This window comes from Bacteroides sp. An322, assembly GCF_002161765.1.
GTDB lineage: Bacteria > Bacteroidota > Bacteroidia > Bacteroidales > Bacteroidaceae > Phocaeicola > Phocaeicola merdavium.
This window is the reverse complement of the sequence record NZ_NFIN01000015.1, coordinates 58,366-84,963: the sequence shown is the minus strand read 5'-3', so window position 1 is coordinate 84,963 and position 26,598 is coordinate 58,366. Positions and strand designations below refer to the sequence as shown.

16 protein-coding genes and 1 pseudogene are annotated in these 26,598 nt (G+C 42.8%); 4 read left to right on the top strand and 13 right to left on the bottom strand.

Annotation, left to right across the window (positions count from 1 at the left end; all coding sequences use genetic code 11):
* Window positions 1-963 (top strand): annotated as a pseudogene (locus B5F91_RS09425) (PD-(D/E)XK nuclease domain-containing protein); the annotation flags it as partial.
* A gap of 88 nt (window positions 964-1,051) precedes the next feature.
* On the opposite strand, the gene B5F91_RS09420 reads toward B5F91_RS09425, so the two are convergent.
* Complete coding sequence (locus B5F91_RS09420; RefSeq protein WP_087428840.1) at window positions 1,052-2,275, bottom strand: glycosyltransferase N-terminal domain-containing protein; 1,224 nt, start codon at window positions 2,273-2,275, stop codon at window positions 1,052-1,054.
* A gap of 9 nt (window positions 2,276-2,284) precedes the next feature.
* Entirely contained in the window at window positions 2,285-3,811 is a 1,527-nt protein-coding gene (gene gltX, locus B5F91_RS09415) for a glutamate--tRNA ligase (protein ID WP_087428839.1), read from the bottom strand.
* Between the two features lie 85 nt (window positions 3,812-3,896).
* Between gltX and B5F91_RS09410 the strand changes: the two genes are divergently transcribed.
* Window positions 3,897-5,954 (top strand): HDIG domain-containing metalloprotein, encoded by a 2,058-nt coding sequence (locus tag B5F91_RS09410; RefSeq protein WP_087428838.1) that lies wholly within the window; start codon window positions 3,897-3,899, stop codon window positions 5,952-5,954.
* A 339-nt stretch (window positions 5,955-6,293) separates the two neighbouring features.
* Here the strand turns inward: B5F91_RS09410 and B5F91_RS09405 are convergent, their stop codons facing one another.
* The 6 genes from B5F91_RS09405 to B5F91_RS09380 all read right to left on the bottom strand — a co-directional run bounded on the left by B5F91_RS09405 (window position 6,294) and on the right by B5F91_RS09380 (window position 15,885).
* Window positions 6,294-7,049 carry a succinate dehydrogenase/fumarate reductase iron-sulfur subunit gene (locus tag B5F91_RS09405; protein ID WP_087428837.1) on the bottom strand — a complete coding sequence of 252 codons (756 nt, stop codon included), beginning with the start codon at window positions 7,047-7,049 and terminating at the stop codon, window positions 6,294-6,296.
* Between the two features lie 35 nt (window positions 7,050-7,084).
* Window positions 7,085-9,067, bottom strand: coding sequence for a fumarate reductase/succinate dehydrogenase flavoprotein subunit (locus B5F91_RS09400; RefSeq protein WP_087428836.1), 1,983 nt, complete (start codon window positions 9,065-9,067; stop codon window positions 7,085-7,087).
* Window positions 9,068-9,136: 69 nt separating this feature from the next.
* Window positions 9,137-9,811, bottom strand: coding sequence for a succinate dehydrogenase/fumarate reductase cytochrome b subunit (locus tag B5F91_RS09395; protein WP_087428835.1), 675 nt, complete (start codon window positions 9,809-9,811; stop codon window positions 9,137-9,139).
* Window positions 9,812-10,220: 409 nt separating this feature from the next.
* A complete protein-coding gene (locus B5F91_RS09390; protein WP_087428834.1) occupies window positions 10,221-10,817 on the bottom strand; it encodes a nitroreductase in 597 nt (198 codons plus the stop codon).
* 253 nt (window positions 10,818-11,070) lie between these two features.
* Window positions 11,071-12,588, bottom strand: coding sequence for a SusD family outer membrane lipoprotein NanU (gene nanU, locus B5F91_RS09385; RefSeq protein ID WP_087428844.1), 1,518 nt, complete (start codon window positions 12,586-12,588; stop codon window positions 11,071-11,073).
* A 30-nt stretch (window positions 12,589-12,618) separates the two neighbouring features.
* A complete protein-coding gene (locus B5F91_RS09380; RefSeq protein WP_087428833.1) occupies window positions 12,619-15,885 on the bottom strand; it encodes a TonB-dependent receptor in 3,267 nt (1,088 codons plus the stop codon).
* Window positions 15,886-16,415: 530 nt separating this feature from the next.
* On the opposite strand from B5F91_RS09380, the gene B5F91_RS09375 reads away from it, so the two are divergent.
* Together B5F91_RS09375 and B5F91_RS09370 are read left to right on the top strand one after the other, a co-directional pair.
* A complete protein-coding gene (locus tag B5F91_RS09375; RefSeq protein ID WP_087428832.1) occupies window positions 16,416-19,652 on the top strand; it encodes a SusC/RagA family TonB-linked outer membrane protein in 3,237 nt (1,078 codons plus the stop codon).
* A gap of 19 nt (window positions 19,653-19,671) precedes the next feature.
* Window positions 19,672-21,138: a SusD/RagB family nutrient-binding outer membrane lipoprotein gene (locus tag B5F91_RS09370; protein WP_087428831.1), complete on the top strand. Its 1,467-nt coding sequence runs from the start codon at window positions 19,672-19,674 to the stop codon at window positions 21,136-21,138.
* A gap of 190 nt (window positions 21,139-21,328) precedes the next feature.
* Here the strand turns inward: B5F91_RS09370 and pdxT are convergent, their stop codons facing one another.
* The 5 genes from pdxT to pckA form a co-directional block, all read right to left on the bottom strand.
* Window positions 21,329-21,892, bottom strand: coding sequence for a pyridoxal 5'-phosphate synthase glutaminase subunit PdxT (gene pdxT / locus B5F91_RS09365; RefSeq protein ID WP_087428843.1), 564 nt, complete (start codon window positions 21,890-21,892; stop codon window positions 21,329-21,331).
* A 15-nt stretch (window positions 21,893-21,907) separates the two neighbouring features.
* On the bottom strand, window positions 21,908-22,783 hold the full coding sequence (gene pdxS / locus B5F91_RS09360) for a pyridoxal 5'-phosphate synthase lyase subunit PdxS (RefSeq protein ID WP_087428830.1): 876 nt from the start codon (window positions 22,781-22,783) through the stop codon (window positions 21,908-21,910).
* A 41-nt stretch (window positions 22,784-22,824) separates the two neighbouring features.
* Window positions 22,825-23,751, bottom strand: a complete 927-nt coding sequence (locus B5F91_RS09355) for a hypothetical protein (RefSeq protein ID WP_087428829.1) — start codon at window positions 23,749-23,751, stop codon at window positions 22,825-22,827.
* Complete coding sequence (locus B5F91_RS09350; protein ID WP_087428828.1) at window positions 23,748-24,674, bottom strand: site-specific DNA-methyltransferase; 927 nt, start codon at window positions 24,672-24,674, stop codon at window positions 23,748-23,750. The genes B5F91_RS09355 and B5F91_RS09350 overlap by 4 nt, the downstream gene beginning before the upstream one ends.
* Before the next feature lie 135 nt (window positions 24,675-24,809).
* A complete protein-coding gene (gene pckA / locus B5F91_RS09345) occupies window positions 24,810-26,417 on the bottom strand; it encodes a phosphoenolpyruvate carboxykinase (ATP) (protein ID WP_087428827.1) in 1,608 nt (535 codons plus the stop codon).
* Window positions 26,418-26,598: the final 181 nt, after the last annotated feature.

Sequence of the window (26,598 nt, the reverse complement as noted above, 5' to 3'; positions counted from 1 at the left end):
CAACCCCTTTTTCCGGATTCAATAATTTCAATGACATCAGCATGACGGAACAATACGAGACGCTTTGCGGCATCACGCAGGAAGAATTAGAGCATTACTTTGCCGAACCCATCGAAGCATTGGCAAAGAAATACCGTACCACTCCCGAAGGGATGAAAACGATGCTGAAGCACCGTTATGACGGCTATCATTTCAGCGATAACCTGACCGACGTGTACAATCCGTTCAGCCTGTTGAACGCATTCGCCAAACGGCAACTCCGCGACTACTGGTTCGCCAGCGGTACGCCCACTTACCTTATCCGCCTGCTGAACCATACACAGGAAGACTTGAATGAAATGACCGGACGGTATTACAGTCCCGAAGAGTTTATCGATTACAAGGCAGATGTAGAAAAGCCACTTCCGATGATTTACCAAAGCGGATACTTAACCGTTAAGGATTACGACCCTATCTACGATCGTTTCCTGCTTGACTTCCCGAATAACGAAGTAAAAAGCGGCTTCGTCACATTAGTCGCAGCCGATTACTTGAAAACAAAGGGAAGTATGAGCAGTTGGATAATAGATGTCGTAGAGTCACTAAAGAAAGGCAATACGGAACAGCTTCGTACGCTATTCGCTTCTTTCTTGGCTGATATTCCCTATACAATGCGGGACAAGAGGGAAAAGGAACGGTATTTCCATTATACGTTTTATCTCATCTTCCGCCTGATAAGCGTCTATACGGTCTATACCGAGAAAGAGCAGAGTCAAGGGCGGTCGGACTGCATCGTAGAGACGGACGACTACATTTACATCTTCGAGTTCAAGCGCGACGGTTCGGCAGACGAGGCGTTGGCACAAATAGAAGCAAAAGGCTATGCCCGTCCGTACGAGGCGGACAAGCGTAAGCTATATAAAATTAGGAGTAAACTTCTCTTCCGAGACGGGGACAGTAGAGGAATGGAAGACCGTCGGGTAGTTAATAGTTAACAGTTAATAGTTAATAACTGTCGGAGGATAAGTTGTCTTTGACTATCCACTATTAACTATTAACTGTTAACTATTCATTAAAACTTTACGGTTTCCATGATTTTATCCAATGCTCCAGCATTGTTTTTCACATAGTCACCAGCGGCTTTCCCTGATGTGGAAAGATAGGCTGTATCTGACAATAAGCGGTCCATTAACTGCTGGAAATCAGTTTCATTTTGTATTTCCAATCCGCCTCCGCATGCTTTCAATCCTTGTGCTTCACGGAACTTGTAATTATTAGGACCGAAAAACACAGGCACTCCGTATACAGCCGCTTCCAGTGTATTATGGATACTTACTCCAAAACCACCACCGATATATGCCATTTCACCATACCGATAAATGGATGATAACAGCCCGAAACAGTCGATAATAAGGCAATCGGCCTGTTGCACATCCGCTTCTTTTGCTTGTGTATAACGTACTGCCGGACGCTTCAATTTTCCTTCGATTTCCAGCAAATGGCTCTCGTCTATCACATGAGGGGCGATAATCAGCTTCATTCCCGGATGTGCATTAAAATAAGGAATAAAGATATCCTCATCGGGTGCCCACGAACTGCCAGCCACCAATGTCTGATGATTGTCTCCCTTAAATGCAGCCACTAACGGCAATTCTTTCGCCTCCCGGCAAATTTCCAAGACTCTGTCGAAACGTGTATCTCCTACAATCGTGGTATTCTTTACACCAATTTTTTCCAGTAAACGTACTGATTCTTCGTTTTGTACAAACAAATGTGCAAAACACTTTAGCACGTTCCGGTAACTTGCCCCATACCAACGAAAAAAGACCTGTTGCGGGCGGAAAATAGAGCAAACACTATACACCGGAATGCCTCGGCAACACAATGTGTGAAGATAATTCCTCCAAAATTCATACTTGATGAAAAATGCCATACAAGGATGTGCCGCATCTATAAACCTCCGCACATTGCGCGGTGTATCAAGAGGGAGATAACAGACCACATCTGCACCTTTATAATCCTTACGCACTTCGTAGCCCGAAGGCGAAAAGAAGGTTTGCAGAATCCGGTATTGCGGGAAACGTTTGCGGATTAACTCTATTAACGGACGCCCTTGTTCAAACTCGCCCAACGAAGCGGCATGAAACCAAATATACTTTGCCTGCGGGTCGATTTTCTGCTTCAAGACGGTAAAAGCCTCTTGCTCGCCTTTTACCATCTTGGAAACTTTTTTGCTGAAAAGTGCAGCCAAACGGACTGCACTTACATAGATATATATAGCTAGATTGTAAATCATTACCTCCGCTTATTTAAGCACCTCTACCGCACGGCGCATACGCTTGATTGTTTCTTCTTTACCTAATAATTCCGTAATGTCAAACATGTGCGGTCCTTTGCATTCACCTACTACTGCCAGGCGGAATGCATTCATTACATTGCCCATGTGGTAACCTTTTTCTGTTATCCAACTTATTACGACATCTTCCGAAGGTTTCGACGTGAAATCATCAATGCCGTGCAATACGTCTATCAATTCATCCATGATACGGGGCGTATCGGCATTCCAACGTTTTTTTACATCTTTCTCGGCATAAGTGTCGGGAGCCATAAAGAAGAAACGGGCTTGGTCCCAAAGCTCCTTCACAAAATTTACACGGCTTTTTACCAAAGACACAACTTTTGTCAAATAAGCATCAGAGTAATTCTGAACAGATATACCGTGAGCCTCCAGCACAGGTTTGAACAATTCGGCAATCTCTTCATCAGACTTACGCAGGATGTATTCATGGTTGAACCAAATACCTTTCTTATAATCGAATTTAGCTCCAGCCTTGCTGCAATGGCTTAAGTTAAACAGGCTGACGAGTTCGTCTAAGGACATAATTTCTTGGTCATTTCCCGGATTCCAGCCTAATAAAGCCAAGAAATTAATGACAGCTTCGGGCAGATATCCCGATTCACGGTAACCTGAAGATACTTCGCCAGTCTTCGGGTCATGCCATTCCAACGGGAATACAGGAAATCCCAATCTATCACCATCGCGTTTGCTCAACTTCCCGTTTCCTTCCGGTTTCAGCAACAAAGGCAAATGGGCAAATTGCGGCATTGTATCTTCCCAGCCGAATGCCCGGTATAATAACACATGCAAAGGAGCCGAGGGCAACCATTCTTCGCCACGGATTACGTGAGAAATTTCCATCAAATGGTCATCGACAATATTTGCCAAATGATAAGTAGGCAGTTCATCGGCTGATTTATACAAGACCTTATCATCGAGGATAGAAGAATTGATTTTCACATCACCGCGGATAATATCGTTGACATGCACATCTTCGTCCGGTTCAATCTTGAAGCGGACTACATATTGTTTGCCTTCTGCAATCAGCTTATCGACTTCTTCTTTCGGCAGGGTCAGCGAGTTACGCATCGACATGCGGGTAGAAGCGTCATACTGGAAATTAGGCACTTCTTTCCGCTTTTCATCCAATTCTTCGGGTGTATCAAAGGCGATATAAGCCTTACCATTGTCAAGCAACACCTGCACATATTTCTTGTAAATATCCCGACGCTCCGACTGACGGTAAGGACCATAGTTCCCTCCGAAACTTACTCCTTCATCGAACTTGATGCCCAGCCATTTGAACGACTCAAGTATGTATTCTTCCGCTCCTGGGACGAAACGGTGTGAATCGGTATCCTCAATACGGAAAACCAAGTCTCCCCCGTGCTGACGGGCGAACAGATAGTTGTACAAAGCAGTGCGTACACCGCCGATGTGTAATGCCCCAGTAGGACTCGGAGCAAAACGAACTCTTACTTTTCTTTCTGCCATAGTGGTTTTTATCTAAAAATACGCTGCAAAATTAAGCTATTTTTCCCATTTTTTTCTTACTTTGCAGGCAAAATATCCGAATCCTATGAAAAGTTTCCAAACAGAAAGACAGTTCTCGTATAAGAAGTTCCTATACAAGTGCGCTATTTTCCTAGCTGCAGTAGCTATTATCGTGTATTTTCTTCCGCGTGAAGGGCATTTTAACTATCAATTTGACATCAATAAGCCGTGGAAATACGGACTGTTGCAAGCATCATTTGACTTCCCTATTTATAAAGGAGAAGACGAAGTGAGACGGGAACAGGACAGCATCATGAAAAATTATCATCCTTATTTCCAACTGTCAGAAAGTACAGCCGATCAGGTCATCAGCCAATTTGAATCGGACTACAACCGCCAATTGAGACAGATAATCCCTGACCCGACCTATCCGCACTATATCGAACGTATGCTACGCTCCATATACGAAAAAGGAGTCATGCCTGTAGAACAACTTGCCCAATTGCGCAAAGACAGTATCCTTAGCATTCAAATTGTGTATCAAAATACCTCTATACTGCAAAGTATCAGTGAAATCTACAGCACCAAACAAGCGTATGAAGCTTTAATCAATTCGGATACCATTCATTATAACAAAGCTTTGCTACAACGTTGCAATCTGAACAATTATCTGACAACCAATCTGATATATGATGCCAATAAGTCAGAATCAGCGAAAAAAGACCTATTGTCCAGTATTTCATGGGCAAACGGTTTTGTAATGAACGGACAAAAAATAATCGACCGAGGTGAAATTATCAACCAACAAACTTACAATATACTGAAATCATTAGAGAAAGAATGGGACAAACGAAGTGAAACCGTTACCGAAAAGCGGCTGACGCTGCTAGGGCAAATCCTATTTGTCGCTATCTTGATAGGTTGTCTAATGGGGTATTTAGCTTTATTCCGCTACGACTATTATCAGAAAAAAGGTTGCCTAAGCATTCTTTTCGTGCTTATCATCCTCTATCCGGTTATCTCATCCCTTATGGTATCTCATCCGTTTATGAGTATCTATATCGTGCCATTTACCATGCTGCCGATGATTATCCGCATATTTCTTGATTCGCGTACCGCTTTTATGGCACACGTCATTACTATTTTACTTTGTTCCATCTGTCTGCGGTCGCCTCATGAATTTATTTTGCTGCAGACCGTTGCCGGACTGGCAAGCATTTATAGCTTGCGCGAATTGTCACAACGGTCCCAATTATTACGTAGTGCACTGATTGTAGTAGTGGCTTACGCATTGTCGTATTTCGCTCTTGACTTGATTCATATCAATGATATTTCACAACTGAATACGCACATGTATGTCAATTTTATGATAAACGGCATCCTGTTGCTATTTACTTATCCATTGCTATTCATTCTTGAGAAAACGTTTGGATTTACATCCAATGTCACTTTAGTGGAATTGTCGAACATTAATACAAAATTAATGCGTGAAATGTCGGAAGTAGCACCCGGCACATTTAATCACTCTTTACAACTAGCCAATCTTGCTGCCGCTGCAGCCAATCGGATTGATGCCAATAGCCAGTTAGTCCGTACCGGTGCCATGTATCACGATATAGGCAAAATGCTGAATCCGGCTTTCTTTACCGAGAACCAATCGGGTGTTAATCCGCATGACCAACTAAGCTATAAACAAAGTGCCCAGATTGTTATCAATCATGTAATTGACGGTTTGAAATTGGCTGATAAGAATAATTTGCCTCAGGTTATCAAGGATTTCATCAGTACACACCATGGCAAAGGGCTGACCAAGTATTTCTACATTTCTTATCAAAACGAACATCCCGATGAAGAGGTGGATAAAGAAGCGTTCCGCTATCCGGGTCCGAATCCATTTACCAAAGAGCAAGCTATCCTAATGATGGCAGATTCAGTAGAAGCCGCTTCACGAAGTCTGCATGAATACACTGAAGAAAGCATTTCGAACTTAGTGGATAAAATCATTGACGCACAAGTACAAGACGGTTATTTTAAAGAATGCCCAATTACATTTAAAGATATTGCAATTGTAAAATCTGTGTTTAAAGAGAAGCTAAAAACCATGTATCACACACGTATCAGTTATCCGGAACTGAAAAAATAAAGTGAAAAACTTTATTCTTGAAGCCTTTGTAAGAAAGCAAAAAAAATGGGAGAACGCTTTCTCCCAACCTTGTTAACCTTAAATCTAATACTATGAAAAAAATCACAATGCAAAGATAGTGATTCCTTTCAATCCCGCAATGCTTTGCAGGAATATTACAAAATGTTTAAGTTTCTTTTACAAAGGCTGGTTTTATACAGCAAAAAACTGTCTTAAATAGAAATAGCCTATTATCGTTTGTCATCCTAAACGCAGTGAAGGATCTCGAATGCACAAACGGATGTACACGAGATCCTTCACTTTAGGATGACATTACTTTTTGTTATCTATCTAAAAGAATCAGTCTTTCAGTTTTGCTTTGATGAAATCACGGTTCAAACGAGCAATGTTGCTGATTGAAACGTTCTTCGGACATTCAGCTTCGCAAGCACGGGTATTGGTGCAGTTACCGAAACCTAATTCATCCATCTTGGCAATCATAGCTTTCGCACGACGCAAAGCTTCCGGTTTTCCTTGCGGGAGCAAGTTCAACTGGCTAACCTTTGCAGATACGAACAACATAGCCGAACCATTCTTACAAGCAGCTACACAAGCACCGCAACCGATGCAAGAAGCAGCATCCATAGCCTCATCAGCCACTTGTTTCGGAATCAGGATTGCATTGGCATCCTGCGGAGCACCGGTACGGACGCTAATGAAACCTCCTGCCTGCATAATCTTGTCGTAAGCCGTACGGTCTACCATCAAGTCTTTGATAACCGGGAAACCAGCCGAACGCCACGGTTCAACGGTAATCACATCGCCGTCATGGAAACGGCGCATATAAAGCTGGCAGGTAGTAGCACCTGTAGCAGGTCCGTGCGGATGACCATTGATATAAAGAGAACACATACCGCAGATACCTTCACGGCAATCGTGGTCGAATACTACCGGCTCTTTACCAGCTTCAACCAATTGCTCATTCAAGATATCCAACATTTCCAAGAATGAAGTATCTCCCGGGATATCTTTCATCTGGAATGTATCGAAATGACCTTGTTCCTTAGGTCCATTCTGACGCCAAACTTTCAGCGTAAATGATATATTTTTATCCATTTTACTAAGATTCTTTAATTGTTTAACTTCACAAATCAGCTCTTATAGTTACGAGTCTGTACCTTAATTGCTTCGTAAACCAGCGGTTCTTTGTAGAGAACCGGAGCTTTATCGTCTGAACCCTGATATTCCCAGCAAGATACGTAGAAGTAGTTTGCGTCATCACGTTTAGCTTCACCTTCTTCTGTCTGGTATTCTTCACGGAAGTGACCACCGCATGATTCATTACGGTTCAATGCATCGTAAGCAATCAGTTCACCCATAGTGATGAAGTCATTCAGACGGATAGCCTTATCCAATTCTACATTCATGCCTTCTTTCTTGCCCGGAATAAACAAGTTGGTTTCGAATTCCTTACGGATTTCTTTCAGTTTGGTAAGAGCGGTCTTCAAACCAGCTTCAGTACGTCCCATACCTACATATTCCCACATAATGTGTCCCAATTCCTTGTGGATAGAATCAACTGAACGCTTGCCTTGGATGCCCATCAAGTGGTCAATCTTAGCCTGAACAGCCTTTTCTGCCTCTTCGAATTCCGGAAGGTCAGTAGAGAAGCGGGGAACAGTGATTTGGTCTGCCAAATAGTTCTGAATCGTGTAAGGCAATACGAAATAACCGTCTGCCAAACCTTGCATCAACGCAGAAGCACCCAAACGGTTTGCACCGTGGTCAGAGAAGTTACATTCACCGATAGCGAACAGACCCTTCACAGTAGTCTGCAATTCGTAGTCTACCCAAATACCACCCATTGTATAGTGGATAGCCGGATAAATCATCATCGGGTTGTAATATTTCACACCGTTGATTTCGTTTGCCAATTCGCCCGGATTGACATCGGTGATTTCTTCGTACATATCGAAGAGGTTGCCATAACGTTGACGTACTACATCCAATCCCAAACGTTCGATACTTTCAGAGAAGTCGAGGAATACGGCAAGACCGGTATTGTTTACACCGAAACCATGGTCACAACGTTCCTTAGCCGCACGGCTGGCAACGTCACGTGGAACCAAGTTACCGAATGCCGGATAACGGCGTTCCAAATAATAGTCGCGGTCTTCTTCCGGAATATCGCTTCCTTTCTTTGTTCCAGCCTGCAATGCCTTAGCGTCTTCTAATTTCTTCGGAACCCAAATACGACCGTCGTTACGCAAAGACTCAGACATCAAAGTCAACTTAGATTGCTTGTCACCGTGTACCGGAATACAAGTCGGGTGAATCTGAACGTATGCAGGATTAGCGAAGAACGCACCCTTACGATAGCAAGCCATTGCTGCAGAGCAGTTACATGCCATAGCGTTGGTAGACAAGAAATACGTATTTCCATAACCACCGGTAGCGATTACTACAGCATGAGCAGCGAAACGTTCCAATTTACCTGTTACCAAGTTCTTGGCAATGATACCGCGTGCACGACCGTCGATGATAACAACATCTTCCATTTCATAGCGGGTGTACAATTTTACTGTACCTGCACCTACCTGACGGCTCAATGCAGAATATGCACCCAACAACAACTGCTGACCGGTCTGACCTTTCGCATAGAAAGTACGAGAAACCTGTGCACCACCGAACGAACGGTTTGCCAACAGACCTCCGTATTCACGTGCAAAAGGAACACCTTGAGCCACACATTGGTCGATAATGTTGTTTGAAACTTCAGCCAAACGGTAAACGTTAGCTTCACGAGCACGGTAGTCACCACCTTTTACAGTATCGTAGAACAAACGGTAAACCGAGTCACCGTCGTTTTGATAATTCTTTGCAGCATTAATACCACCTTGTGCAGCGATAGAGTGCGCACGGCGCGGAGAATCCTGAATACAGAAGTTGAACACACGGAATCCCATTTCGCCCAATGAAGCGGCAGCAGAAGCACCAGCCAAACCAGTACCTACCACGATGATATCCAAACGGCGTTTGTTAGCCGGGTTCACCAATTTCTGGTGAGCTTTATAGTTGGTCCATTTTTCAGCTATCGGACCTTCAGGAATTTTAGAATCAAGTATCTTAGTCATAATTGTTTTCTTTTTTTAGTCGACAAGATAAACCTTAGAAGCTTGCCAACTTGTTAACTTGTCACCTTATTAGAATAAACCCTTTACGAAAAACACTACTGCTACCAGCATGAAGCCCAGCACAATGATAGTAGAATAGATGTTAGAAATGCACTTCCAACGGTTGATCCATGTAGTGTTATTCCAACCCAAAGTCTGCATTGCGCTCCAGAATCCATGAGTCAGGTGGAACCACAAAGCACACAGCCAAACGATGTACAATACGAAGAACACCGGATTAGAGAAAGTAGCCATGATGTAACCGTAGCCGTCTGTAGCTTCCAGACCACCCATCATCGGATTGCCGATTAATTCAGCAAACATCATGTTGTACCAGAAATTGAACAAGTGCAAAAGCAAACCTAAAATAACAACTACACCCAAAGCCAGCATGTTCTGAGAAGCCCATTCTACTGTCTTAGGCTTTGCACTTACAGCATAGCGTTCGCTACCACGTGCCGCACGGTTCATCATCGTCAGCCAGAAAGCGTAAACGATGTGAATTACAAACAGAGCTGCTAACGCCAATGTACCCAACAAAGCGTACCAGTTAGTACCCAAGAATTCACATACCATGTTATAACCTTCTGCCGAGAATAATGCCACAAGGTTCATCAACATGTGAAATGTCAGAAATAGGACAAGGGCGATACCTGTTACGCTCATCACCACTTTCCTTCCAATAGATGAATTACTTAACCACATAAATGATTGAATTTAAATTATTTAATTGTTAGAACTAAAAATTCTTCCTCTACAGTTCATTTCATGTTGCAAAATTAGAAGATTTATTGAGATAACCCAAAGGATTACGGAAATAATTCTTTAAATGTTCATCTTCGGACTATAAATTATAATGAATATCCGCAAAATCGCCAATGTAGGGGCGTATCGCATACGCCCCGCATACACCAACTTATCCACGTGGATATTTTCGGGCGTATGCGATACGCCCCTACAGTTAATTGGGTAAAATGCTGGAGTGGACAAGAAAACGCATCAGGGTTCATCGGCTTACGAAGCAGGGTCCATCTGCCAACGAACCTTGCTTCGTAAGCCGATGAACCCTGATGTCTTTAAATGCAAGAAATGCAAAGGTATTTAACGCCTTATCTTATTCGATAAATTGAATCTTGCCTGCCTCACGAGGTTTTGCAGCAGGAGTTTCATCGGGATAGCCGAAACCGATGCAATAAAGCAATTCGTAGCCTTCGCTGAAGTTCAGTTTTTTCAGGTACTCGGCTGCTTCGGGACTTCTCATAAAACTGGCAGGGCTGCCTAAACAACAGCTTCCGATACCCATCGACCATGCCGAAAGCATCATATTCTCTGCCAACAGACCGCAATCGAAAGGCGAGCTTTCCGACTTCGTGTCGTGTCCGATAAAGACTACAGTCGGGGCATTGCGGAACATGTTGCGGAATGTAGAATCGGCTGCAACCTTCGGATTGGCTTTCTTATACAATTCGGTCACTCCGTTGATATAGTCGGGATTATCTACTACACGCACTTCCCACGGCTGGCGGTTCATGGCATTGGGCGCGTTGATGCCGCATTCCACGATAATCTGCATCTTTTCGCGTTCCACGGCTTCCGGCTTATACTGGCGGATGCTTCGGCGCGTCATAATGGTTTCCACTACTTGGTTCTTTGTGCTGTCTTGCGCAACTTCATTGGTTGTTTCTGCTTGTTGGTTTCCTCCGCATGCCATTAAGGGCAAAAACAGAGCTGCAATTAATACATGTTTCATTTGCTTTTGAATTTAGGTTTGTAAATTATTGGACTAAAAAACGCAGATTTCCGTAGATTAACGCAGATGATTTTCATTTTATTCTCTGCATAAAAATACGATTTAAATAATACTTTGCGTTAATCTGCGAAAATCTGCGTTTTCATATTAACCAATTGCGAATATACAAACAAAGTGACAAACTCAAAAACTTAAAGCTTTAAAACTTACAAACTTATTCGTATCCGGGCGTTTGCTCTAATGCGGGATTATCGGTCATGGTATCGGTGTCGATAGGCCAAAGCAGATGATTCGGATTCTGCAAGGATGAATACTTCATCACATATTCTTGTCCGAAACGGCGGAGATCGTACCAACGCTTGCCTTCGAACATAAATTCTCGCAGACGCTCGCGCAAAAGCACCTCGTTTATTCCTTCATCATCGCCCGTCAGATGTGGATAGCCCATAGTTGCCTCATCATAAGCATCGGCATACGCCCGGCGGCGGATCTGATTTATTTCTTCTGTCGGATTGTTCCCAAGCAAAGCTTCGGCTTCTGCTTTCAACAATAATACATCGGCATAACGGTAAATAGGATAATCATCACAAAACTCACGGTAAGAAGCACCGCTAGGCGTCATTCCCCGGTATTTATAGGCAAAACAACCAGCATAAGAGACCAATTCTGCCTCTTCTTTGCTATAAACAGCCCGTAAAGTCCCCTCACGGCGTGTGTCTGATTCATCAAACCGGCTATATAATTCTTCACGAAGCGGATAATAGACATTGCCATTAAAATTTAAATTAATAGGAGAACCGTCGCTTTCATAATAACTGCTTAAAGTAGTCTGTTGCGGAATCATGTGATTACGCCATCCTCCGTTAAACAAATCAGCTTCATTGTATGCTCCATGCAGTGAAAAAATGATTTCGTTGTTTCCTTTGTTTTCATAATCGAATACAGAAGCAAAATCGGGCAATAAATCCAAATCTGTACGCGAAATATGCGTTTGAATGTCATTCAAAGCATCCAAAGCTGTTTGTGCATCATTCATTCCGCCATTCATCTGTCTGCTAGACCAAAGATAGATTTCAGCCTTTAGGGTCAATGTAGCAGCTTTCGACCACAATGAGCGTCCGGCGCGGAATGAATAATCTTCTCCGAAAGAAGCCTCAGAAGCAGCTATATCGTTCTTGATATTTTGCATAATAACCGTTGCGTCAGTAGCCGGGCGTTCCAGATTACCAACCTCGAACCCCAAACTTGGTTCTGCATTCCAAACCACATTTCCCCACGAACGCAACAGATGAAAATAATAAAAGGCACGCAGTCCGTATGCTTCACCCAAATAATAACTCCGGTCGGTCTCACTTAACAAATCTGTACCTGAAGCACGCGAAATAAACAAATTTATCTGATTGATATTGTAATACAATCCGCCGTAATTTTCAATGCCCGGACGTTCTTCAGTCAACGTATTCGAAGTAATTTCCTCGACCTGATTACTTTCACCTGTCCATCCAGTTCCTACATTATATATATCCGAACGAAGCTCGCCCAACATAAATAAATATTGCGCATCTACATCACGTAAACGGCTATGCACACCATACATAAATGATGTGAAATGCCCTTCGTTTTTCCACATATTTTCATCGGTAATTTCACTGATTGGGCTCATATCCAAGCAACTGCTTAACGAGCATATTGCAACAACCGCCATTACCGCCATTTGTATTTTTCTTCTCATGATTGTATTCGTCATTTTTAAAATTATCGGTTAAAATGAAACAGACGCACCTACCAATACCGTGCGCGGAGTGGGATAACGCCCAGTATCAACTCCCGGATAAACCAATGGGGCTTCGGGAGAAGTACCGCTATATCCTGTAATATAGAATAAGTTTTGTCCCGTGACATAAAGTGAAGCATCGGTTATATGAATTTTCGAAATCCATTTTGCTGGCAATTTCCAACTTAATGTCAATTCACGCAAAGCCAGGTAGTCCCCTTTTTCATAGAAACGCGAACTACGATTATCAACACTCGTTATATCACTTCCTGCCGTATCGCGGTAGATATTCTTCTTATTGGTAGAATCATCGTAGTAGGATTTAGGCAAATCTGTGTCCGGATTCTCAGCGGTCCAACAATCCAAGCCATCCGCAATGATGTTCTTGAATCCGACCGATTGTCCGATAGACCGCATCGCCACCATATTTAATATGGTATGTCCGACGGCGAAATCGAAACGACCATACAATGACACATTCTTATATGAAAGCGTAGTACTGAAACCGCCAGTCCATTTCGGATAGATGTTGCCTACTTTTACACGGTCTAATTGGTCGATAACATTATCTCCGTTCAAGTCTGCCCAAAGTACATCACCTGCCTCAATCGGTTTGGTCAATCCGTAACGTTGACGGTCTGCCTCACTGACATTCGGTCCGTACAGCCCGGCAATCATGTCGATGCGGTTGCCAGCCAATTGTGCTACTTCGTTTTCATCCCTCAGGATTTTCACTTGCTGATACGCATAAATATCCCCTAAGGTATGTCCTTCTTGATATCCTCCTACCCAAATAACTTGTTGAGAAGCAGGGTCCCAAACCTGGGAACCTCCTTGGCGGTTATTCTCATTGCCGTTATCCGGCAATTTCACAATCTTATTGAAGACATACGATGCATTGAACGAGAAATTCCAATTAAATCCTTTCGGATTGGTAATCAAGTTCAAATTGCCTTCCACTTCAAAACCGCTGTTCCTCAACGTACCCAAATTGGTCTTAAACGAATCGAAACCTGTATATCCCGGCAAGTTAACATCGGTCAGCAGGTCGGAAGTCGTGCGGTTGTAATAATCCAAAATCAAATTGAAACGGTTATTCAGGAAACCGAGGTCTAAGCCTGCTTCGAATGATTTACTTTTCTCCCACCGCAATTGCGAATTAATGACCGCCGTATTCAAGATGCCGTTCACGCCGTTATAAGGATGCGTTCCGCTTGCCTGTCCGTAGAGTCCGTAGACGTCATAATTGCTGATGCCGTTCACATTACCGTTGATGCCATACGAAATACGCGGCTTTAATGTAGAAACCACATTGGCAATCGGACTATTGTGGAAAAACGCTTCTTCGTGGATATTCCAGCCAGCAGAGACTCCCGGAAAGAAGCCCCAGCGATTATCTGATAAACGGGAAATCCCGTCATAACGTGCTACAGCCGTGAACAGATACCTGCGTTTGTAATCGTAAGTGACCCGTCCGAAGAACGAAGCAATGCGGTAGCCTTCGCGATAGGAATAAGCGGTCATATTCTCATTTCCTGAGGCATTTAGGGTAGGAATATCATCAAAAGGTGCTCCCTGACCGCTTCCGCTATATTCCGTATATTGATTTTCGAAGTATTCGCCTCCCAGCATGGCAGAGAAATTATGGTTCTCTTTAAATGTATCGGTGTACTCTAATTGCACGCTATGCTGTTGCTGAATGGTACGCTGATAAGCAAATGAAGCCTTACGCTCCGTATTGACATTCCAATAATCCCGGTATTCTTTGTCGAACAATTCCCTTGTATAATCTTCGTAATAAATCGAACTGTTCTCGCGTAAGAACAATTTATCCTTTACCAGTTCCAAATCGGCACCGATGTTCAGCGTTGTCTTGCGGGTATTGTTCTTGTTGGTCAACTTATCCAGCCAATAGAGCGGGTTGCCATCCCGTTTTCCGTAACCATAGTTAGGCGAACCGTCATCAAAGAAAGGTTTCCATGTCGGTTCCATACTCTGCATACGCTCGAAAAGGTCTGCCATATCATCGTAGTACAATTCCGGAGCAGTAGACGTAGAGAAACTTACTCCTCCTTTGATATTTAAAATAGGCAATACTTTATAATTCCCGTTTAACGTACCACTGAACCGACGGTATTCTGTACCTTTCACTGTTCCGTCTTCGGAATAATATCCCAATGAAGCGGCAAAAGTACCTTTCTCGCTTCCTCCATTGAAGCTCAAGTAATGGTCTTGTGTGAAAGCCGGGTCTTTATAAACTTCATCACGCAGGGTGGTTCCATAATCTTTGAATACGATTTGCCTGCCTGTTACTGGGTCGGTCATTTGCTTCCAGCCTTCCTGCAATAAATTTTCGTTTCCGTCTAAGTAACGGATGGAATACTGCTCGGGATTATTTGCGCCATATACCGCACCATAGCCTCTCGTGTTGTCGATATCCGTAATGCTTCCTCCTGAATGCATGCGTCCCAAACGTCCGAAGCGAATGTAATTTTCGGCATCCATATACTCGTAACCTTTGCGGGCAAAGTTCATGCCTCCCTTAAACTTATAAGACACCTGCGTATGTCCGGCTTTTCCTTTTTTGGTCTGTACTAAGATAACGCCATTATTGGCACGTGCACCATAGATAGCGGTAGAAGCCGCGTCTTTTAATACCTGAATGGATTCGATGTCGGAAGGGTTGATGTCGCTCATGGAACGCACTACTCCGTCGACTACTACTAATGGAGAACCCGCACTCTCTATACCTGCACCGCCACGTAATACGATAGTAGGCGCACTTCCGGGTGCTCCTGAAGTATTCGTCACACGCAAACCACTAACTGTCCCCTGTAAAGCTTGTGCCGCATTCGAAAGGGCTGCATTCTGCAAGACTTTCTGATCCATCTTCGAGATAGCTGTAGTCATAGTAGAACGCTTTTGCTTTACGCCATACCCAACAACGACCACTTCATCCAAGAGTTCGGAATCTTCGTGCAAGATGATTTTTAATTGTTTTTCATTCACAACACGTATGCGTTGCGTTTCAAAACCGATATAACTAATCACCAATGACTTACCCTTTGCTACGGTCAAGAAAAACTCACCGTCCAAATTGGTGATAGTCCCGTTTTCGGTTCCTTCTTCTAATACTGTAGCTCCGATAACCGATTGTCCGGTTTCGTCTAAAACCACTCCTTTAATAGTCAGGTTTTGTGAGAAAACATGCATCGTAAAGCATAAACACAAAACCACAAAAATGCTTCTTTTCATAAATCTTATATTAAAAACAACTCTTTGTCATTCATGAACTGTCTCCACCCAACCCCTTGAGTGCAAACATAGAAGCATGCCTTTTTAAAACCCAGCGCAAAATTACACTTTTCCAGCATTCGATGTAATCATTGACTTGTTTTTTCATAATATTTATACTTCCTATACCATATAATTTCTTATGCTTTTTCAGCTATCTACATCAGTCCACTATAATATCTCGCCTTTTTCTACATATAAAAAAGAAAGCAAAATAGCATATTTTCAGACTATTTGATTATATGATAAACACCATAAAAAATAGAACATATTCTTTCAAAATAGAACAATATTAACAATATTAGTTACTAATTAATGCATAAATATCGTATATAACATTCATTTGACATAAAATCATCATGAAAATTTCATTTTTAACGCAAAAATATTTGCTTTTATTTTCCTTTTATTTATAACTTTGCGAAAAATTCAATAAAACAGGTTATGACAGCTGTATTAATTAAAGATTGTTTAACTAAACGAGAGAGTTTATGAAAAGGAAAATTGTTTTAATGTTGTCTTTTCTATGTATTGGAATAGGCATTTTATGGTCTCAAGGGAGACAAGTGAGGGGAATTGTGACTTCCGCAGACGATGGGTTGCCGATAGTGGGAGCATCTGTTTTAGTAAAAGGGACAACCATGGGAACCATTACTGATGTGGAAGGCCGTTTTAATCTTTCCAACGTGCCGGCTTCTGCCAAGACATTAAGTATTTCTTTTATCGGTATGAACACAAAAGAGGTTGATATTACTTCCGGAACGATGAACATTGTAATGGAACCTAATACTGAAACTTTGGATGAGGTGGTAGTTACAGCACAAGGACTTACCCGCCATGAGAAATCATTGGGATATTCTACTCAGACCGTAAAGGCAGAAGATTTGACCATTACCCGGCAAACAGACTTGAACAATGCATTGGCGGGCAAAGTGTCCGGTATCCGTTTCTTAGGTTCATCAGGTGCCACGTTTGATAGCGGACGTATCATTTTGCGTGGTACATCTTCTTTGACTGATGCCAGTGGAGTAGAACCGATTTATGTCATTGATGGCATTATTTCGGAAGATGCCAATGCCATCAATATGGACGATGTGGAATCAGTTAACGTACTGAAAGGCCCTGCAGCTACGGCTTTGTATGGCTCACGTGGTGGCAATGGTGCCGTAATTATCACCACAAAAAACGGTTCAGGACAGGAAGGGCATACAGAAATCAATGTAAGCCATACTTTCGCATGGGAAAAGATGTACGACCATTTTGACATGCAAAACCAATATGGTGGAGGTTATTTGGGAGCTGAGGCGGAACTTCCTGTATTCCATTATGATGCGAGCAGACACCCGTCATATCTGCAGGCATTGGACGGCAAGGCATATTATGACTACAATAACGATGCCAGTTGGGGTCCGGCTTTCAATGGCCAGCAATATCTTCCAGCATACGCATGGGATCCGAGCGACCCACGTTTCGGACAGACCACCTCATGGAGTCCACAATTGAAGCTGAGCGATTTGTTTGAAACCGGTTTCAGCAATACGACCAACGTGGCGTTTTCACGTTCAGGTAAAGATTATTCTACACGTGTGTCATTCTCTAACGTGTCACGCCAAGGCATCACTCCCAATAGCGATGCGGCACGGCGTTATTTGTCCGTACGGACTGAGTTCAAACCCTTTGACCGTTTGAAAATATCAGTAGACTACAAATATACTTACCGCAAAAACCATAATGCGGCGGTAGAGGGATATGCTGAGACAGGAAATGCTCTTTATTCATACCAGCAATGGGGGCATACCAACGTAAACTTACAGGATTATAAGAACTACAAGCGTGCGGACGGCAGCCATATATATTGGAACATCACCAGCCGTGATTCGGATCCGACTAGCCTGAACGCCGCTTTTCATGATAACCCTTATGCTGTATTCAATGAAATCAACACAACGGACACTTATCAATGGAACTTATTCAGTGGAGATGCCGAACTGACTATTTGGAAGAACCTGAAAGCCGGCATTCGTGTTAATGGCAACATTCGTAATGAAAAGTCGGAACAAGTTATCCCTAACCAGATGTTTGGTTTAGTATCCAGCTACCAACAAGATCAGAATTCTTATTCGGACATCCAAACCCAAGGGCGCATTACATGGAACGATCATTTCTTGAATGACAAGCTGGCAATAGATGCGGCACTTTTCTTTGAAGACCGCCAAAGCAACCTGGACGAACTCTCCGGATTCACTCGTAACGGATTGATTATGGATGGTTTCAACAATTTAGGAGGATCTTCGGGTGATGCAGGAGGCAGCAATAATAAAGAACAAATTCACGAGCAAAGTATCTATGGTACAGTGACGGCCGGATGGAATGATACCTATTATATAGATTTTTCATTGCGTAACGATTGGAGTTCTACTCTTCATCCGGACAACAACAGCTATTTGTATGGAGGTTTGTCGGTAGCTGTCATCGCCAGCAACTGGTTCAAACATGCCGATTGGTTAAATTTCTGGAAGATAAGAGCTTCAGCAGCCCAAGTCGGTTCAACGATGGATCCGTATAATGTGTACAACATTTATTCCATTCGTAACAGCGATGGTGAAGTAGTCAAGTACAACGGTTTGTCTACCATGTGGACCAGTCCTACACTGAATGACCCGTATATCAAGCCGACAATTTCTACCTCGTATGAAATTGGTACGGAGTTCCGCATGTTCAACAATCGTTTTTGGGGAGACATCAACTTCTACAACCGAGACTCAAAGAATCAGATAGTCAGCATGAATACTACTCCATCCAGCGGCTACACTTCCCGTAGAATGAATGCCGGATTGATCCGAAACCGTGGTATTGAAGTATCATTAGGAGGTGAAATCATTCGTACGAAAGACTGGTCATGGGAAGTAAATGCCAACGTAGCCCATAACCGGAATACATTGGAAGAGTTAGTAGATGGACAAGAATCTTATCAACTTTACTGGATGTCGTGGAGTTCACGCGTTTATTCTTATGCGGAAGTCGGAGAGCCTATTGGCGTAATACGCGGCTCGGTTTGGCAGCGTGATCCCGAAGGAAACCTTTTGTTGGGTCGCAATCAGAACGGTGATTACGTACCTTTGTATAACACGTCCGCACAAGAAGAATTGGGCAATATACAGCCAGATTTGACGGGTGGTTTTGCCACTACGTTGCGCTATAAAGGATTTACCTTGAACGCTTCGCTCGATTTCCAAGTAGGAGGTGCTTTAGCTTCTGCTACGAATATGTTTGGCGAAGCATCCGGTTTGCTGAGTTCAACCACAGGATTGAATGACAAAGGAAATCCGATTCGTAATAGTGTGGCAAACGGTGGAGGTATCCGCTTGGATGGAGTGATCCAAAACGAAGATGGCACATACTCTCCTGTCACTACTTATATGGATGCGCAGACTTACTTCCAAAGCTATAAGTCATTGTTATGGGAAGACTATGTATATGATGCAAGCTATGTAAAACTGCGTGAACTGAGTCTTGGTTATACTGTCCCTGAATCGTTCTTGCGTCGTCTGAATTGGGGAATCAAGCGTGCCAGCATTTCTTTTGTAGCACAAAACCCTTGGTTGATTTACTCGGCAGTTCCCAACATCGACCCGTCTGAAATGGGAGCGGCTACCGAAGGATATATTGAAGGCGGACAGGCTGCTTCTGTACGTTCATACGGTTTTACAGTGAGTCTGACATTCTAACTTAAAAGATTGGTTTATTATGAAAAAGATAAAATTATTGGCTTTGATTTTTGTCGGAGTTACCGGCTTGAGCAGTTGTGGCAATTTCGGAGATTTGACTGTAGACCCTAACAATCCTTCTTCTCCGGATACACGCTTTTTGTTTACCCGGGTATGTATGGATACGTATCTTTTTGCCCTGAATGGCACTTATAACCCGTGGACACAATTGTTTCCGCAATATTTGTCCGAACGGCAGAATATCCAATATTCCAACTTTGGATTGCAAGACTATGATACGCGGGCTTTCTATTACAGAGATTTACAAAATTTGGAAGAAATCATTTCGCTGAACACTGAAGAATCGACTAGCCAGTCTTCAAACGTGCTGCAGATGGGAAGCAATGAAAACCAAATAGCCGTGGCGCAGACATTGCGTGCTTACTTCTATATGCACATTACCGATGTGCTGGGCATGATTCCTTATTCGGAAGCATTGCAAGGAGATGCGGGAAATTTCACTCCGGCATACGATACACAAGAATCCATCTATTCAGATCTCGACACTCGCCTTACAGAAGCGTATGCGCAATTCGATGAAAGTGGAGATTTAGACGGCACGTATGACATACTCTATAACGGAGATATCTCTAAATGGAAGAAATTCAATGCCTCCCTACGCATGATGATGGCGATTAAGCTTTCGGATGTAGATCCTTCTTCCGGACGTGAACGGTTTTCCCGTGCGTATGCCGATGGTGGTATGACTGACAATTCTGACGCATTGGTCTATAACTTTGTAAGCGAAGAGATGAACGAGAATCCTCTCTATACCAATATTGTAGTAGATGGGCGTGCCGACTTTGCTCCGTCAAAGACTCTTCTGGATCAGTTGCTCGCTTATAACGACCCACGCATAGAAGCTTATGCTGAGCCTAATTCGCAAGGAGAATATGCTGGGGTTCCTTTCGGTATTTTGCAGTCGGACATCACGCAATATACGGACTGTGCTACTTTTGACCCTCGTTATTATCAAGCGCAGAACACGCCGATAACTATCATTTCCCCCTCACACATCTTGCTGATTCAGGCCGAAGCTGCCGTACGTGGTTGGATTGACCAAAGCCAAGCTGAGAATTATTATCGTCAAGGCATTCAGGCTTCATTCGACCAATACGATTTGGGAAGCAGCTTTGACGCATATTATGCCCAACCGGATATAGCCTTTACCGGATCGGATGAAGAAAGGATAGAAAAGATAGGCATGCAGCGCTGGCTTGCCAACTTTATGCAAGACGGTATAGAAGCATGGTCGGATTGGCGGCGGTTGAATGTGCCGAAAATCTATCCGGGACCATCGGCAAGCATCTCCCATATCCCTTACCGGCGTATCTATTATCCGGATGATTACGGAACTAATATGGATAATTACAATGCTGCAATCCAAGCTCAAGGAGAAGACAGCTTCGAAACGCGTGTGTGGTGGGATGTTGCGGACAATAACTAATAACGAAGTGACAAGCCGTCTTTTTAAATTCTCTCTAATATTTTAACTTGTCAGTAAAAAAGCGGATGCGCCGGGTTGGCACGTCCGCTTTATCAGTTTAAGTACAATAGTTAGAGAAAGTGAGAAGCCAATAGTCATGTCCTATGCACAACTAAGGTCTTGGCATCTGATTCCCTTTTGGGCTTTCCTCCTACTTTACCATCTTCTCGATGAAATAAGCATGTACTGTAGTATCGTCCGTCAGTTCGGGATGGAACGAGCAGACCAACATGTTCTTTTCACGTGCTGCTACGATGTGCCCGTCTACCGTTGACAAGATTTCCACCTGCGCGCCTGCCTTATTTATATAAGGAGCACGGATGAAAGTCATGGGTATTTCTTGTTCGGCAAACAGGTCATGAGTGAAGAAACTGCCCAACTGGCGGCCGTATGCATTGCGTTTCACGCAGATGTCCATCACTTGCAAGTAGCGCTTCGGGTCATTTTCTATTTCATTTGCCAATAGAATCATACCTGCACATGTACCGAATACGGGCAATCCTTCTTTCACCTTCTCCCTAAGCGGAGACATCATATCCAGGCTATTCAAAAGCTTGCCGATAGCCGTACTCTCTCCGCCTGGTATAATCAGCCCGTCCATGGGGCAGGACAAATCGGATAATTGGCGGATTTGAAAATGTGCTACGCCCAAGTGGTCCAACATCTGTTCGTGCTCAAGGAAAGCTCCTTGCAGCGCCAAAACACCTATTTTCAGCATATCCTTTCCCGGTTATTTTCCTCTCTCTGCCATCAGCAAGGTGATTTCATCTTCATTAATACCTACCATGGCTTCACCCAAATCGGTGGAAACCTCTGCCAGCAATTTTGCGTCATTATAGTTGGTTACGGCATTGACAATGGCACGTGCCCGTTTCTCTGGATTACCCGATTTGAAAATACCGGAACCGACAAATACGCCTTCTGCACCCAGTTGCATCATCAAGGCGGCATCGGCAGGGGTGGCTACTCCTCCGGCGGCAAAATTTACCACAGGAAGTTTGCCATTCTCATGCACATATTGCAACAAGTCGAACGGTACTTCCAGTTCTTTGGCTTCGTTGTATAATTCATCTTCTGCCAAAGCCTGTACACGGCGGATGTCACGCATCATGCTCCGCATGTGAGTAACAGCCTGTATTACATCGCCTGTACCCGGTTCGCCTTTCGTACGAATCATCGAAGCGCCTTCGGCAATGCGGCGCAAAGCTTCGCCCAAATTCTTGGCACCGCAGACGAAAGGCACTTTGAATTTAGTCTTATCAATATGATAAACACCGTCTGCCGGCGACAATACTTCACTTTCATCAATGTAATCGATTTCCAAGGCTTCCAATATCTGTGCCTCAACGAAATGACCGATACGCACTTTTGCCATTACCGGAATGCTTACTGCTTCCTGAATGCCCCGTATCATTTTCGGGTCGCTCATACGAGCCACACCTCCTGCTGCACGGATATCAGCGGGAATGCGTTCCAATGCCATAACGGCTACAGCACCTGCCTGTTCGGCAATTTTCGCCTGTTCGGGAGTCGTCACATCCATGATGACACCACCTTTCAGCATTTGAGCCAAATTCTTGTTCAGCTCATACCTTTCATTTTTCATTTCTAATAGTCTTTTAATTGATGTGTTTAATTTATTGATTATTATATCTTTAGAAACTTGAATATGTCTTCGCAATACAAACAGTCTAACGTCTTAATTTTTCTTTGTAAATAAGATTCTTCTTCCATACTACGGGTCTTGTCACAATAATACACTCCCGAAAGAACATCCAATCCTATGGAATATCCGATAAATCTGCCTTTACAAAATGTAGAGGAGGTACGGTATTGATTTCTTTTTTTCGTTTTGCTTCGTTGTACATCATTTAAGAATACAGCAATATGGGGAATAGCGGCATCAGCAATTTTATTATAAAAATAAGCATCCATAAAAACTTTATCAAATCGGTCTTTAGAAGAGGTCTTAATGTCGCCGATCAGTTTCAATTGACCGTTTTGTTTTAATACAAGATCTTGCTGGTATTTCATTGTATGTACAACTTGATTATTTTCGTCTTTCAATTTTAAAGTTGCGATATTAGTTCTCGCATCTAATCCCAAGTTTTGAAATAACAGTCGGATTAGATTTTCAAACATATTCCCATTTATTTTCCTTGCTGAATTTGCATTTGTATTCAAGGAATCAAGTGTAGCACCAATTGATTGCTGAATGGTATATACCATATTATTAAAACCTTTTCTTTCTTCGGATGACGCTTCTTTCATCTTATCCAAGTCAGACAGGAGTTCAAGAAATATCTTTTCCTCTTGTTCAAACGATGATGCTGGTACCATCATTTGGCTATTAATGGGACGTGTTATCTTGTAATGAATGGATTCATCCTGATATTGATAAAAAACATAATGGTGTTCTTCGGGCGTTTGCGAATGAATAACTTGAATGTTTCCTTCTTCTGCCACAAAATCTGCATATCTATGTGCCAAATCAAGATATTGGCTCAATGACTTATAAGTCTTGTTATCTGTAATATCTCGTGCTAAATCTTCTATGTATATAGTTGGTTTCATCGTATGGAGACCCTTCGTTTCATATTATTTAAATCATATTCTTTCCATTCCTCAATAGAAATAGATTTATCCACAGCTTCTATTCTATCTTTAGCCCACCCCAAATATTCTTCCACCTTATCGCAAGCTATCCATTTACGCTGCAACTGTTCGGCACAAACAGGTGTTGTACCCGATCCGCAAAATGGATCTAATACTATGTCACCTACATTCGATGATGCTAATATCAATTTGCGAATCAATTCTTCAGGCTTTTGAGTCGGATGAGGAGTTTTTTCCTTCATACCATTGCAAGTCGTTGGTATTTCGATCACATCTTTAGGCTTGGCTCCTAACGGATTAGGAATCCAATCATTTTTTTTAGCTTGTCCTTTGGAATATTGGCTTGTATCACCTTGATTACGTTCCGGATACTTAAGTGTATGCGCACCGTAAGGGATACGTACATCATCCACATTAAAGATAAAATTTTTACTTTTCCGTAGGGCAAGGATTGTTTCATGTGAACGTCCCCAATCGTTTCCCAAGTTAGCCTTGTTTCTATAATGCCATATCAACCACTTACAAGAATAAAAATATTGCATGGCCATATATTTGATACCTGCAATTATTTCAGAAAATCCGCATATATAAAGTGTTCCTACTGGCGATAAAATTCTAGCCGCTTCTTTTATCCATAATAAGGACCAGTCAATGTATTGTTTTTCTGAACTCCAACTGTCCCATGAGGCTTTCTTTATATTATAAGGAGGGTCAGCAAATATCATATTGACACTATTGGCAGGAAGTGATTTAAGCCATTCAATAGAATCATCCAGCCATAATGAGCCATTTTTATGCTTATAATATAAATTTTCTTTGCTTTTCTCTTTGGGGAGTGCAGAAAAAGAAAAGTCTGTATTAAACAAATATTGTCTTTGCATCAAGCTTTCTATTTATATTCTTTCTACAAAGAAAGAGAAGTATTTTCTTTTTGCAAAATTCCATAGCAACATTTTTAATAAAAAAAGCGGCTCTCCGCAGAGAACCGCTTTTTCCTATAGTCGTGTAATTCAGAATTACAATTTCGGACCAGCAGCAACCAAAGCCTTACCAGCTTCGTTTCCTTCGAACTTAGCGAAGTTCTTGATGAAACGACCAGCCAAGTCTTTTGCTTTTTCCTCCCACTGAGCAGCTTCAGCATAAGTGTCACGCGGGTCAAGAATCTTCGGATCTACGCCCGGCAATTCAGTCGGAACAACGAAGTCGAAGTACGGGATAGTCTTAGTCGGAGCCTTGTCGATAGAACCGTCCAAGATAGCGTCGATAATACCACGAGTATCGCGGATAGAGATACGCTTGCCGGTACCGTTCCAACCAGTGTTAACCAAGTAAGCCTTAGCACCCACTTTTTCCATCTTCTTAACCAATTCTTCAGCGTATTTAGTCGGATGCAAGCTCAAGAATGCAGCACCGAAGCAAGCTGAGAATGTCGGAGTCGGTTCAGTGATACCACGTTCTGTACCAGCCAACTTAGCGGTGAAACCAGACAAGAAGTAGTACTTAGCTTGGTCTGCGCTCAAGATAGATACCGGAGGCAATACGCCGAATGCATCAGCAGACAAGAAGATTACTTGATGAGCGTGAGGACCTTTAGATACCGGTTTCACGATGTTGTTGATGTGGTAAATAGGATAAGAAACACGAGTGTTTTCTGTTACGCTCTTATCAGCGAAGTCAATCTTACCAGCAGCGTCAACTGTAACGTTTTCCAACAAAGCGTCACGTTTGATAGCGTTGTAGATATCCGGTTCTGATTCTTTATCCAAGTTGATAACCTTAGCGTAGCAACCACCTTCGTAGTTGAATACACCTTCGTCATCCCATCCGTGTTCGTCATCACCAATCAACAGACGTTTCGGGTCAGTTGACAAAGTAGTCTTACCTGTACCAGACAAACCGAAGAAGATAGCAGTGTCAGTACCTTCCATGTTGGTGTTAGCAGAGCAGTGCATAGAAGCGATGCCACGCAACGGGTTCAGGTAGTTCATGATTGAGAAGATACCCTTCTTCATTTCACCGCCGTACCAAGTGTTCAAGATAACTTGTTCGTTAGTCTTCAAGTTGAATACAGTAGCTGTTTCTGAGTTCAGACCCAGTTCTTTGTAGTTGTCAACTTTAGCCTTGGCAGCGTTGAATGATACGAAGTCAGGTTCACCGTAGTTAGCCAATTCTTCTTCTGTCGGACGGATGAACATGTTCTTTACGAAGTGAGCTTGCCAAGCAACTTCCATGATGAAACGAACTTTCAGGCGAGTAGCAGGGTTAGCACCGCAGAAAGTATCCATAACGAACAGACGTTTGCCGCTCAACTGCTTAACAGCTTTAGCTTTCAGGTCTGCCCATGCTTCTTCCGAGCACGGTTTGTTATCGTTCTTATATTCATCAGAAGTCCACCATACAGTGTCCTTGCTTGCTTCATTGTATACGAAGAATTTGTCTTTAGGTGAACGACCTGTGTAGATACCAGTCATTACGTTTACAGCGCCCAGTTCAGTTACCTGACCTTTTTCATAGCCTTCGAGGCTTTCTTTAGTCTCTTCAGCGAACAATACTTCATAAGAAGGGTTGTGGAGAATTTCCTTCACGTCGGTAATACCGTACTTGCTTAAATCTAAATTTGCCATTGTTCCAATGATTTAATTTGGTTGTTATATCAAATGTTTTGTTGTTAGCGATGTTATCCTTAACAGGTCTGAAAGATGTTCTTTAACACCTCCGCCTTGTTTTTCGCGATACAAAAATAGTGCTTTCTTTTTAAACTAAAGAAGCAATTAGCGAAAAAATTCCGTAATTGATAAAGATTTA

Excerpts from the sequence above, each read along its gene's own strand:
- B5F91_RS09420 (WP_087428840.1), bottom strand. The coding sequence starts at position 2,275 with ATGATTTACAATCTAGCTATATATATCTATGTAAGTGCAGTCCGTTTG.
- gltX (WP_087428839.1), bottom strand. The coding sequence starts at position 3,811 with ATGGCAGAAAGAAAAGTAAGAGTTCGTTTTGCTCCGAGTCCTACTGGG.
- B5F91_RS09410 (WP_087428838.1), top strand. The coding sequence starts at position 3,897 with ATGAAAAGTTTCCAAACAGAAAGACAGTTCTCGTATAAGAAGTTCCTA.
- B5F91_RS09405 (WP_087428837.1), bottom strand. The coding sequence starts at position 7,049 with ATGGATAAAAATATATCATTTACGCTGAAAGTTTGGCGTCAGAATGGA.
- B5F91_RS09400 (WP_087428836.1), bottom strand. The coding sequence starts at position 9,067 with ATGACTAAGATACTTGATTCTAAAATTCCTGAAGGTCCGATAGCTGAA.
- B5F91_RS09395 (WP_087428835.1), bottom strand. The coding sequence starts at position 9,811 with ATGTGGTTAAGTAATTCATCTATTGGAAGGAAAGTGGTGATGAGCGTA.
- B5F91_RS09390 (WP_087428834.1), bottom strand. The coding sequence starts at position 10,817 with ATGGCATGCGGAGGAAACCAACAAGCAGAAACAACCAATGAAGTTGCG.
- nanU (WP_087428844.1), bottom strand. The coding sequence starts at position 12,588 with ATGAGAAGAAAAATACAAATGGCGGTAATGGCGGTTGTTGCAATATGC.
- B5F91_RS09380 (WP_087428833.1), bottom strand. The coding sequence starts at position 15,885 with ATGAAAAGAAGCATTTTTGTGGTTTTGTGTTTATGCTTTACGATGCAT.
- B5F91_RS09375 (WP_087428832.1), top strand. The coding sequence starts at position 16,416 with ATGAAAAGGAAAATTGTTTTAATGTTGTCTTTTCTATGTATTGGAATA.
- B5F91_RS09370 (WP_087428831.1), top strand. The coding sequence starts at position 19,672 with ATGAAAAAGATAAAATTATTGGCTTTGATTTTTGTCGGAGTTACCGGC.
- pdxS (WP_087428830.1), bottom strand. The coding sequence starts at position 22,783 with ATGAAAAATGAAAGGTATGAGCTGAACAAGAATTTGGCTCAAATGCTG.
- B5F91_RS09355 (WP_087428829.1), bottom strand. The coding sequence starts at position 23,751 with ATGAAACCAACTATATACATAGAAGATTTAGCACGAGATATTACAGAT.
- B5F91_RS09350 (WP_087428828.1), bottom strand. The coding sequence starts at position 24,674 with ATGCAAAGACAATATTTGTTTAATACAGACTTTTCTTTTTCTGCACTC.
- pckA (WP_087428827.1), bottom strand. The coding sequence starts at position 26,417 with ATGGCAAATTTAGATTTAAGCAAGTACGGTATTACCGACGTGAAGGAA.